12 protein-coding genes are annotated in these 12,203 nt (G+C 46.2%); all 12 read right to left on the bottom strand.

Features of this window, described 5'->3' with window-relative positions; translation table 11 throughout:
• Positions 1-17: 17 nt before the first annotated feature.
• On the bottom strand, positions 18-788 hold the full coding sequence (locus BV910_RS09230; RefSeq protein ID WP_078147125.1) for a DUF92 domain-containing protein: 771 nt from the start codon (positions 786-788) through the stop codon (positions 18-20).
• Positions 767-1,321 carry a 5-formyltetrahydrofolate cyclo-ligase gene (locus BV910_RS09235; RefSeq protein WP_078147126.1) on the bottom strand — a complete coding sequence of 185 codons (555 nt, stop codon included), beginning with the start codon at positions 1,319-1,321 and terminating at the stop codon, positions 767-769. The genes BV910_RS09230 and BV910_RS09235 overlap by 22 nt, the downstream gene beginning before the upstream one ends.
• A 54-nt stretch (positions 1,322-1,375) precedes the next feature.
• Entirely contained in the window at positions 1,376-1,540 is a 165-nt protein-coding gene (gene rpmG / locus BV910_RS09240) for a 50S ribosomal protein L33 (RefSeq protein ID WP_255313299.1), read from the bottom strand.
• Positions 1,541-1,624: 84 nt separating this feature from the next.
• Complete coding sequence (locus tag BV910_RS09245; protein WP_078147127.1) at positions 1,625-3,826, bottom strand: 1,4-alpha-glucan branching protein domain-containing protein; 2,202 nt, start codon at positions 3,824-3,826, stop codon at positions 1,625-1,627.
• Positions 3,827-3,841: 15 nt separating this feature from the next.
• A complete protein-coding gene (locus BV910_RS09250) occupies positions 3,842-4,591 on the bottom strand; it encodes a DUF4912 domain-containing protein (RefSeq protein WP_078147128.1) in 750 nt (249 codons plus the stop codon).
• Between the two features lie 114 nt (positions 4,592-4,705).
• Positions 4,706-5,368: a phosphate signaling complex protein PhoU gene (gene phoU, locus BV910_RS09255; protein ID WP_012726611.1), complete on the bottom strand. Its 663-nt coding sequence runs from the start codon at positions 5,366-5,368 to the stop codon at positions 4,706-4,708.
• A 16-nt stretch (positions 5,369-5,384) separates the two neighbouring features.
• A complete protein-coding gene (gene pstB / locus BV910_RS09260) occupies positions 5,385-6,146 on the bottom strand; it encodes a phosphate ABC transporter ATP-binding protein PstB (protein ID WP_224862754.1) in 762 nt (253 codons plus the stop codon).
• Between the two features lie 110 nt (positions 6,147-6,256).
• Positions 6,257-7,168: a phosphate ABC transporter permease PstA gene (gene pstA, locus BV910_RS09265; RefSeq protein WP_078147129.1), complete on the bottom strand. Its 912-nt coding sequence runs from the start codon at positions 7,166-7,168 to the stop codon at positions 6,257-6,259.
• A gap of 1 nt (position 7,169) precedes the next feature.
• Positions 7,170-8,114, bottom strand: coding sequence for a phosphate ABC transporter permease subunit PstC (gene pstC, locus BV910_RS09270; protein WP_012726614.1), 945 nt, complete (start codon positions 8,112-8,114; stop codon positions 7,170-7,172).
• Between the two features lie 83 nt (positions 8,115-8,197).
• Complete coding sequence (locus BV910_RS09275) at positions 8,198-9,136, bottom strand: PstS family phosphate ABC transporter substrate-binding protein (RefSeq protein WP_078147130.1); 939 nt, start codon at positions 9,134-9,136, stop codon at positions 8,198-8,200.
• Between the two features lie 153 nt (positions 9,137-9,289).
• Positions 9,290-11,353, bottom strand: coding sequence for a peptidoglycan D,D-transpeptidase FtsI family protein (locus BV910_RS09280; protein WP_078147131.1), 2,064 nt, complete (start codon positions 11,351-11,353; stop codon positions 9,290-9,292).
• Between the two features lie 157 nt (positions 11,354-11,510).
• Positions 11,511-12,119 (bottom strand): superoxide dismutase, encoded by a 609-nt coding sequence (locus BV910_RS09285; protein ID WP_012726617.1) that lies wholly within the window; start codon positions 12,117-12,119, stop codon positions 11,511-11,513.
• Between the last annotated feature and the right edge of the window lie 84 nt (positions 12,120-12,203).

Below are 12,203 nucleotides of genomic sequence, written 5' to 3' on the forward strand. Positions count from 1 at the left end.
CATTTTCTGTACTACCCTCATCCAAACACAAAAAAACAAATCAACGTCGCTCCACATACTGAAAGAAAATTTACCGCATCATTTCCGAGAAAACGCCATCCCGACACGTAACTCGTCGGCACGTCGTGATGTATTTTTTGCTCCGTCAATTTTCCGCAGACTGTACAACGAAAAGTTCGTTGGAATGTCGCGCCGAGAAGCGTGTCAATGATGCTACCAGTTAATCCAATCACCCATAATAAAAGGAGATGCGTGACCTTTAAGTCGATGAACACAAGAGAGGATACGACAATCAACAGTGCACCGAACATCGACATGACGGTACCGAACGTCGAGACGGCGCCACTCGTTCCCGGTTCGACTCGCTTAAAGGTAAACATGAACCGAGGTTTCAGTTTCGATAGGACACCGAATTCAGATCCCCACGTATCGCTCGTCGCCGCCGCGATGGAAACGACATACATATAGAGGTAGACCGGGTCATTCGTCAATTGATAACCGAGTGCACAGAAAATCCCTACCCCACCGTTAGCTAACACTTGCATGGCATCGCGAGCCCCCGTCTTCTCGACGATCTCATCGACCCCTTTTTTATCGTGAGAGCGATATTTCGAAGCGAGAGAAGAAGTCGAAAAAAACACGCCAAGCAAGTATAGACCGAACCACCCGAACGAGAATCCGATCACCGTACCGGTCACGACTGTCAACAGCGCCCCAGAGAGAGTCAACGACCGTAACCGATAACCGAGATAGGCGACGAAACATGTTACAGCGAATATGGCGAACACTGAATCATCTCCTTTTCTGTTACGATCCATTGAACAGGTAGGTCGTGCGGTTCAGTTGGTACATGATCGACAAGCTGAACGGTATATGCCAAAGCAAGTGTTGTACCGTTATAGGTTTTTAAAAAGCGATCATAATAGCCCCCACCCCAACCGATGCGATAACCGGTTCGATCGAAAACACGCCCCGGGACAAGACAAAGGTCAATCACTTGCGTCGTCGCTGGAGTGGTCGGCTCTAAAATATTCATGACGCCCTCTTCCAAATCTTCAAATGAATGAATGATGTGAAACGTAAGTCCCTGCTCCGTTACTTTCGGGACGCAGACCGTTTTTCCTTCTTTAAAGGCCATATGAATAATCGGGGACGTATCAATTTCTAGCGGTAGTGACAACGTTAGCGCGATCGTTTGACTTTCAATCCATAAGTCCGAGGCAAACAATGATTGGTGAATGACTTCGTCCGCATGATGTCGATCCGCCATTTGTTTGATGTATTGATGAATCGTGCGCCGGAGCGCTGCTTTTTCTTCCACAACGTATTCCTCCTTACAAAAAAAGCCGCCACATATGTGACGGCCGGTCCCTCATTACTTCACTTCGCGGTAAAGCGTGTGACGACGGAGACGTGGGTTGTATTTGCGCAACTCGAGGCGCTCAGGGTTGTTACGTTTGTTTTTCTTCGTGATGTACGTGCGATCGCCTGTTTCTGTGCAAGCTAATGTAATTTTAACGCGCATTTCTTTCACTCCCATCTTAATGATGTTGTATCAAGTGCTTTTGCTTTACAGTCTAAGCATACTCAATTATCCTACCAAGTTTCTTATGAAAAAGCAAGGTTATTTCACGTTCTTTTTCATTGATTCCTGTCCATATGGAGAAGTCTCTATAGGTAGGCATGTGTTGACGTTCTCGCTCACCTTATACCATTGTTTTAGGTCGTGAATCGAGATCTCTTCCCCGACATATACGCGTTCTGATGCAGGAAACACGCTGTTTTCGATTCGATGGATTGCATCGAATAAACCACCGTGACCATGCGGATTGCGAGTCGCTTCAAAGGACAACATAGTTGAGTATAACGGAAGCGCAAGGGATTGCGCAAGTTCTCTTGCAGCAGGAATCGTCATCCAATCGAAGTGGTGAACCACTTTGAAGGAAACACGTTTCGAAAGTTCATGAACCAGTTTTACATAGGCGATATTTTGTGTTGCCACCTGGTTCATGACATGCTCTAAAAATGGACTAGTTGGACGAACACGATACACATGTATGTTTCCTTGTCGCTCATACTCAGGCAACTCGTCATGATATGGCGTTAATACATAGACGACTTCGCCATCGTCCGCTCTCGCCTCGATTTCGTCGACGACCCGTCTTCCGAGTCCTCCAACGATATGACCGTGATATTCAGGCGTGAGCACCAAAATGGCTGGTTTTTCTTCTTCCCGCTCGGTTGTCACATAGTAATCGTGAGGAGATAGGAACGAATCAATATCGATGTCTTCATCCTGAAGAAATGGATATGCAGCGTAATGATCATGTAGCAACTGTTCGGATACTCCATCCTGATAGAGTGCCGTTTCCAGTTCTGCAAAGAGTCGTGTGTGTTCACGGAACCGTTCGGCGGCATACTGTGCCGTCGTTTGCCCATCCAAGATGAACGCCCAGTCACTCGACACAGCCAATACGTAATGACGGATTAATTGTTTCAAGGCGCGATTCGTCGCTTCCGATTGATTACGATAGTCCGCCACATCTTTTACGAGTTGCATCTCCATCATGTGCAAATGACGAAGCATCCACTCATTTCTTTCGTTAATCCAAACTTCACCATAACCTTTACGTCCCCATGTATTCATCGACACGTGGACCGTCTGTAAATCTTTAAAGTGACGTTCAAGGAAGAGCGCTGGCGTGATGGTTTCAATTCCAAATTCAGCAAGTCTCTCTGCTACTTTCCCAAGAAACTCTGGCCCCTCAAACCACCAGTGACCGAACAACTCCGCATCGAACGGAGCCGTGACTAAAAATGGTGGGAATGTCTGAGCACCGTGCGCTTCAAGATGTGATTCTAACGTTTTGGCAAAATCGGTCGCATGGTTTTCAATTTGATGTTCCGCCCATTCGCGCACGTAGAAATCCTTTTGATCCGTATCACCCGTAATCCGGTGCATTTTTAAACCCGTATCAAAACGAATTCCTTCCGGATGCATGAAGGACTGGATATAGTCCCAGTCCCGATCGTATGCCAAATCGCGGTAAAACTCACGATAATCCGGATGGCCTGGATATCCGATCATCGAACTCCAAATTTTACCTGAGATGATTTGATCCCGAGGGAACAACGCGACACCATGTGGTGAATAAACAGGGGCTCCAATTCCTTTCTCTGGCGTCGGATCTGCGTCGAGAAGAGCATGTTCATCGACAAATGTGTAGCGAATTCCTTCTTCATAAAGAATCCGATCAACTCCTGGTGTATAAGCACACTCTGGTAACCAGATGCCTGTTGGACGGAACCCATAATGACGTTCGAAACAGTTCAAACCTGTGCGAATCTCAGCACGCGCCGCCTGTTCCGTGAAGAGATGTGGATTAAAGCCATGGGTTGCCGTACATGTCACCATGTCAATATAACCTGCCTCACGATATGTACGGAACGCCTCATTCAAATTTTTATTCCAATGGAGGAACGTATTTTTTAAATCGTGGTATCGTTGACGATAAAAATGTAACGTCGCTGTTTCTTCGTCTGTTCGGTCCTCAGACAATTCGAGGGCAATCAATTCGAGCATATCGTCTAAGTGCTCCACATAGCGATCCTGAATGAGAGGATCGGCAAGCATTTCAACGACAGGTGGGGAAATACTAACCGTCCAATGCAAGGGACGCTTCAAGCGATCGACTTGCCATAGAATCGGAAGATATGTCTCAGAGATGGCCTCGTAAACCCATCTCTCTTCTAAACGGTGTTTCTCTTCATGCCTAACGTACGGTAAATGAGCATGAAGGACGAGTGAAAAGTACCCAGGTTTCATAATAAAAAGTCCTCCTTAACGCACGAGTCGGTATGCTGCATATTTTGGTAACGTATCAAGTAGTTCTGGAGAATCAACTTCCCCGTATTGCCAACGTCGGACCGGTTCTGCGAATCGTCCGACTCCAACTGGTTCTGCCCGCGGCGTATCAAGCGGATTTGATGCGACGATTGGGAGAAACTCCCCTTCCATCGTCCGAATCCCAAATTCAAACACATATGTCGTATTCGGGTCGAGAGGGCGAACGAACCAGCTGTTCGTCATTTCAGGAAGATCGAATGTATAGGAGCGGTTTGCGTGACCGCTATTGTAATCAAGTAACGTAACATCAAGGATGCGAAACGCCTTCGGCAATTCTTCCCAGCGTCGCATAAATTGAAGCACTAACGTTTCTTTCACGAGATCAGATACTTCCCAGCATACATACACTGCGTTTGGAGACTGTACGACCGCATGCATAAAGTCCACGTTGTACCGATCGGGTAGCTTCCAGTATCCTTCCGGACCCTTTTCAAGAAGTGGAGAAGTCGACACGTTGGCCGTCTCTTTCGCTGATGCCACTTGTTTGCGTGAGGGCGTCACCGACGTCTTTGCTTTCTTCGTTTCACGCTTTTTTTTCACAGGGGCAACCGCCTCCACTTCCTGTTGCTGATTTCTCCATTTACGCCATGCGTATTGGACTTTGCCAATCGGGACGTCTAATTCTGCCGCAATCTGTTTTAACGTAAGACCTTGTTGTTTCAAGGATACGATTTTCTCTTCCATCTCTATATGGCTCCCTTCATGTAAAATCCATGTAGACTATTATTCGCTCCTTGAGTTTGTATTCCTGCCCAAAAAAATAAAGAACAACAGCACTGTTGTTCTTTACCACTAATCTTATTGATTCAAATCATAATGTTTCCCTTTTTCGAGGAAAATTAAATGTTCTCCGAAGTTCGTCACATGATCGCCCATCCGTTCGAGGTATCGAGCAATGTTCGAGAATTCGTATACATCGTTCGTCCCAACCGTCATGGCCGGAAGAGAACCGATATATTGTTTAATCACCGTTAGATTGATGTCATCAATCACGCGGTCCATCTCATTGAGTTCACGAACACGGCTCACTTCACCTTTACGATAGGCACGTGTCGCCAGTTCAAGCATGTCAATCAACTGCTCGGCCATCTTCTTGAGCGGTTGGATGTCAAGCACATAAGGAACGTGCTCGATTCGTGTCACTGCTTTTGCGATGTTTGTCGCATAGTCCGCAATGCGTTCAAGATCTGTCGCTGATTTCATCGTCACAATCAGACGTCGTAAGTCAGTCGCGACTGGTTGCTGTTTTGCAATCAATAGGATCGCTTCGTCATTGATTGTCAACTCCAACTCGTCTAACTCGTTATCGTTATCAATCACGGTTTTAGCCAATTCGAGATCATGTTTTTCCAACACTTCGATTGCCGTCGCCGTTTGGCGCATCGTCAAGTTTGCCAATCGTACAACTTTATCTTCTAATTCAGTCAATTTCGTATCAAAAAATGTGCGGTTTTGTGCCATCAATCCAGTCTCCTCCTTAACCGAAACGGCCAGAAATATAGTCTTCCGTCCGTTTGTCAGATGGATTCGAGAAAATCTTATCTGTTACATCGAACTCGACAACTTCTCCATTTAAGAAGAATGCCGTTTTATCCGAAACACGGGCAGCTTGTTGCATGTTATGTGTCACGATGATGATTGAATATTGTTCTTTCAACTCTTGTACCAATTCTTCCACTTTCAATGTAGAAATCGGATCAAGGGCAGACGTCGGCTCGTCCATTAAGATGACATCCGGTTCAATCGCTAACGTACGCGCGATACAGAGACGTTGTTGTTGTCCACCTGAAAGTCCGTACGCATTCTCATTCAATCGATCTTTTACTTCATCCCAGATTGCCGCACCACGTAATGAACGCTCGACAATTTCATCGAGTACTTTCTTATTTTTGATTCCGTGCGTCCGCGGTCCGTATGCCACGTTGTCATAGACCGATTTTGGGAACGGGTTCGGTTGTTGGAATACCATCCCGACCGATGTACGCAAGTCTTCTACTTTATATCCACGGTCGAAGATGTTACGACCATGATACAAGATTTCACCGTTCGTCCGAACCGATGGAACGAGTTCGACCATACGGTTTAGAGTCTTAATGAACGTCGATTTACCGCACCCAGATGGTCCAATGATTGCCGTGACTTCATTCTTTTTAATATCGAGGTTGACGTCAATCAAAGCCTGGTCTTCTCCATACCACAAGTTCAAATTGTTGACGACATAGGCGCTATCTTTTTTCATCTCAGTCGTTGTCGGTTCTGTCGTAGTTGTATTCACGTTTTGATCTCCTTTGTTGAGCTCTTGTTGTTTCATCATCTCGAGCTTCCTCCTCATTCATCTGCAAAAAAGACTTAGTGTCGATTTGTATATTTGTTTCGAATATAGATGGCAACCGAGTTCATCGCGATGAGCATCGTCATGAGTACGATAATCCCTGCTGCTGCTAAGTTTTGGAACTCTGGTTGTGGTCGACTCGTCCAGTTATAAATCTGGATCGGGAGGGCCGTGAAGTCAGAGAAAATGTTACTCGGTGTCGTTGAAATGAATGTTGCCGCTCCGACCATGATGAGTGGAGCCGTTTCACCAATCGCACGAGAAACCGCTAGGATAATTCCCGTAATGATCCCTGGCAACGCCGAAGGTAACACGACGTTAAATGTCGTCTGCCACTTCGATGCCCCGAGCGCTAGCGAAGCGTGTCGTAATTCCATTTTGACTGCTCGTAGCGCTTCCTGTGAGGCCACGATGACAATCGGCAAACTCATGAGACCGAGCGTCAAGGCACCGGCCATAATCGAGTTCCCTAATTCCATGACTCGAACGAAAATCGTCAATCCAAGCAACCCGAATACGATTGACGGAACGCCTGCCAAGTTCGAAATGTTGACTTCAATAAACGAAGTCATGCGATTTTTCGGAGCGTATTCTTCCAAGTAAATTGCCGCTCCAACACCGATGACAAACACCATCGGTACGATCAATAGCATGAGCCATAACGACCCAATCAACGCAGGATATAATCCAGCCTGTTCAGGACGGCGCGACGGGAAGTTGCGTAAGAAATCGAGATTGACCCACCCTGCCCCTTTGGACACGATGTCATAAATCAATGTCGATAAGACAACGAGTGCAAAGACGAGTCCCGCCAAAAAGATGTACTTAAATATTTCATTCAATTGTAAACGTCGTTTAATTCGTTGAGACACGGTCTCACGATTCATCAAGTTCTTCGTATTCTTGAACTCACTGTTCGGTAAAGCCATATTAGTACTCCTCTCTGAAGCGGCGCGTCACCCAGTTTGCGAATAAGTTCATCAATAAGGTAAAGACGAACAACAACGCACCGACCGCATAGATACTGTAATATTCGATTGTGCCGTAACCTGCATCACCTTTTGCGATTTGAACGATATATGCTGTCATCGTCTGAATCGCATTGAGCGGATTGAACTCGAAGTTTGGCTGTGAACCACCAGCGATCGTTACAATCATCGTCTCCCCAATCGCACGGCTCATACCGAGAACGATAGAGGCAATAATCCCAGACGTCGCTGCAGGCATGACAACTTTCGTCGCCACTTCAAGACGTGTCGCACCTAAACCGAGCGCACCGTCCCGAATTTTCTTCGGAACAGCACTCATTGCATCCTCAGAAATCGAGGCAATCATCGGAATAATCATAATCCCGACGACAATCCCTGGGCTGAGTGCATTGTAAATTTGAAGTCCTGGGATGAGTGCTTGCAAAATCGGTGTAATGAATGACAAGGCGAAGAAACCGAATACAATCGTCGGCACACCGGCCAACACTTCTAGAATTGGTTTCAACACACGTCGTGCCCGTTCAGAGGCGTATTCACTTAAGTAAATCGCAGACGCCAAACCGAGTGGGACGGCTACAATCATCGCAATCACAGTAATTTGGAGTGTTCCCATCACAAGGGCCCATACCCCGAAGCGCTGATCTGCACTAAGCGGGTACCATTCTGTCGATCCTAAAAATTCTGCGACAGGGACTCGTTCAAAGAACTTGAATAGCTCAAAGCCTAGTGTGAACGCAATACCAATGGTCGTGACGACCGATACGAATGCGCTCAAGAATAATAAGAACGGCATGATTTTATCAAACACGTTTGTCGTACTATATTTCTTTTGTTTATTTTGTTGAATCATCTCTCGAATCGAAAGCTTGTTGTTCGGTTCATTCATCTCGTGTATCGCTCCCTACCTCTTCATACTAGAAAGCATGGCGAGAAGGCGAGACCGTGTCTCACCTTCTGCCACCTATCATCTTATTCTCCAGCGATTTCGTCGATCATCTTCATGTTTTCGTCGTAACGGCCTTGTTCCATTTTCACGTAACCGACTTCTTCAGAAAGATCGGCTGCATTTTCGTTCATGAAGCGTGCGAAGTCCGCAACTTGCTCTTTGTCTTTCAACGAAGCGTTGTTGACGTACGTGTAGATTTCACGTGAGAGCGGGTAAGATAAATCGTTAATTGTGTCATGTGTCGGCTCAACGCCCTCAACATTTAATGCACGAAGTGTGTCTTTGTTCTCAAGGTAATACGCAAATCCAAAGAATCCGATTGCTCCCTCTGTTCCGGCTACACCTGTGACGAGGACGTTGTCATCCTCAGACAATTGCGCATCTTGACGAATATCTGTTTCATTCAATACTTTTTCGTCGAAGAAATCGTAAGTTCCGGAGTCTTTACCTGGTGCGAAGAATGAGATCTCCTCATCTGGCCAGTCTGAGCGAACGTCTTTCCACGTCTTGATGTTCGTGTCCGTCCACATCTTATTCAATTCTTCAATCGTGATATCTTGTGCCCAATCGTTCGCTGGGTTTACAACGAGCGAAAGTCCATCAAGTGCAACTGAGAGTTGCGTGAATTCCACACCGTTTTTCTCAGCTTCGGCTGCTTCTTCTTCTTTGATTTCACGTGATGCGTTTGAGAAGTCTGTCTCTCCCGTCACGAAACGTTTGAAGCCACCACCCGTACCAGAGACACCGACTGTCACTTCAACTTCTGGTTGTTCAGCTGAATATTCTTCTGCGACTGCTTCCATGATTGGGAATACAGTTGATGATCCGTCCATGACGACTTTTCCTGAGAGCGCATCGCCGCCTTCAGCAGCGCCACCTTCTTCATTGTTCCCACAAGCAGCACCTACGAGTGCGACTGAAGTGATTGAAGCGAGTAAAGCTGATTTTTTCATCCAAGACATTTGTGACGTCCTCCTTGAGTTTGCTTTGATTTTTGTTGTGGATTTGTTGTTCTGTCCTACAATTAATATCCTAATGAACTTCTATTAACGAGAAATAAACGGAACGTAAAAGAATTGTAAAGACAAAAAAAGAAGTCACCGAAGTGACTTCTTTTACTGAAGCATTGCATTGACATCTTCTAAATTAAAGTAAGCTTTCATGATGTCGTGTGCGACCCGCGTGTTGATTCCTTCCGCCTCAAGTCCAGGCATGATAATTGCCCAGGCGATTTCCGGGTCATCGAACGGTGCCCAACCGACATGGTTTGAGTTCAATGTCTTGATCGGTTCTCCGTTCGCATTTCGTTTCGCCTGACCGTCTGCGCCCTCCGCAATCGCTTGGGCAGTTCCGGTTTTACCTGCAGCCGTCATACCGGTCTCCTGTAAAATGCGAGACGAACCGGAAGAAGATTCAACCCCTTGACGATACCCTTCACGGACCCGCTCGATATATTCATCCTGGATATCGACTTTATTCAACGCATTCGGTTGGAACGTGCTCACGACTTGCTTGTTGTTCTCATCAAGCGAACCTGGCTCAATGATTTCTTTTAGCAAGTGTGGTTGGACACGATAGCCACCGTTCGCCAATGCTGACGTATATTGCGCCAATTGAATCGGAGTATAAGAAATATACTGTCCAATCGACATATCCATCAGAAGTGTGACACGGTCCGGGATACTCCGGAATCCGGTCGACTCGAACGGTAAGTCAATCCCTGTCTCGATTCCGAGACCGAATTGTTTATAGTAGTGTTCCATCGTTTCAAACGCCTGCGTGACATTTTCTCCGACAATTTGACCTGTCGAGTAATAATCAGCCAGACGCAACGCAATTTGGAACATATAGATGTTCGATGACATCGCAAGTGCATCTAAGTCGTTGATGTTCCCCATATTTCGGTAGGAAGCTTTCACTGACGAACCGATTCGAATCGGTGCATCATAAATATATTCTCCCGGTTTGACGACGCCTTCTTCAAATCCATAGGCGACCGTCGCCCCTTTGATGGTTGATCCGATTTGGCTGGCACGAAGCACCGTACCGGTCGACACATCCTTGAATTCGTTCGTTTCCAAATCGAGTTCTTGTCCAGACAGAGCGAGCAATTCACCCGTTTGCGGATTCATGACGACCGCAAACGCTCGGTCGAAATGAGGACTTCCAGAGCGTCCTGCGCGAATCGCCTTTTTCAAGATCTCATCGACTTCTTTTTGGAACTCGATGTCGGTCGATAAGACGATATCTTTCCCTGGATTCCCACTCACTCGTGTCGGTTCACCTACCGGTTCCCCTTTGTACGTGGTGAACACATCATAGGCCGGCGTTCCACGAAGGACATCTTCATACTGTTGTTCCAAGTATGAGGTACCGACCCGGTCGTTCAACCCGTAACCTTTCGCTTGATAAGACGCACGTTGTTCCGCCGGAATTTGACGATAACTTCCTAGGAAACTTTTGAACGTCTCATCATACGGATAGTCGCGTTGATAGTACGGTTCGACACTCACCCCAGGCAACTGCTCTAAGTTTTCTTCGATGACCGCCATCTCTTTCGGGCTCGCACCGATTTTGATGACCTGTGGGTCGAGTGCATAGCCGCTCTCCATGTTGTGTTTAATGGCGATGATTTCTTCTGTCGCGTCATCAAACGTGATCTCTTCTTCTGTGATCGAGTCAAGCAAGAGTCGGTCCACGTCTTGGTTAGACAATGCGGCCCGCTCCTCTTCCGATAATTCTTCCAATAGCGCTTGAGTCCGTTCTTGCGCCAATTCCGGATTCGTTGCAATCCAGTAATCCTTCCGGTCTCGCTCCGTCATTTTGCGGTCTTCTTTCGGAATGTCGACGATTTCCGCCAACTTTTTCGCAACGTCCAACCGTTCATCCGTCTTTGTCACTTGAGAGCGACGATACATGACTGAGTAGTTTGAAATCGTATCCGCCAGTACTTGACCGTTCCGGTCGTAAATTTTCCCTCGCGGCACTTCATATTTAATTTTACTCGACTCCGTTTTCTGTACTTCCCGAGCAATCAATTCACCATTCACGATTTGGACGACACCTAACCTAAAAATGAGGGTCGCAAATAAAATGAAGACGATGAAAAATAGTAAATTCAAGCGTAACGGTAAGTGGTTTCGCCGTTTTTTCGGCACTTTTACCCGATTTTTAGCCAAATCCGTTAACTCCCTCCACGTTCATTTCCTTCTATATTATAGAGGACAGGAATCCCTGTCGTTTTGTCCGATTTTCACTATATCATAATTTGTTTACAAATTAATGAAAACCATAAAAAAACCCGAGATTCATATCAGAACCTCGGGTAAGACAAACTTATTTTGCGTCAGCGTACAATGTCGCCACATAATCCCAATCGATGACATGGAAGAATGCGTTGATATAGTCAGGACGACGGTTTTGGTAGTTCAAGTAGTAAGCATGCTCCCACACATCAAGACCGAGGATCGGTGTAACACCTTCCATGATTGGTGAGTCTTGGTTTGGAGTAGACGTGACTTCGAGTTTACCATTTTTCACAACGAGCCAAGCCCAGCCTGAACCGAAGCGAGTTGTTGCAGCTTTCGTGAATTCGTCTTTAAACCCATCGAAGCTACCGAACGACTCATCGATTGCAGCAGCGAGGTCGCCAGACGGAGTACCGTTCTCATTTTTCTTCAAGAGCTTCCAGAAGAACGAGTGGTTCCAATGACCGCCACCGTTGTTGCGGACAGCTGTTTGAATGTCAGCAGGAAGCGAATCGATTTTTTGAAGCAAGTCTTCGAGTGAAGAGTACTCCACATCTTTTCCTTCGAGTGCATTGTTTACGTTCGTGACGTAAGTGTTGTGGTGTTTCGTGTGGTGGATTTCCATCGTGCGTGCATCAATGTGTGGTTCGAGTGCATCATATGCGTAATCAAGTTGTGGTAATTCAAATTTAGCCATTACTAAAATCCCCCTTAAAAGTGTTTTGAACAACGTTCGTCTTAAATGTAACAGATATGTGACGGTCGACTCAATTGTAATGCT

The organism is Exiguobacterium sp. HVEsp1 (assembly GCF_002009685.1).
Classification (GTDB): Bacteria; Bacillota; Bacilli; order Exiguobacteriales; family Exiguobacteriaceae; genus Exiguobacterium; species Exiguobacterium profundum.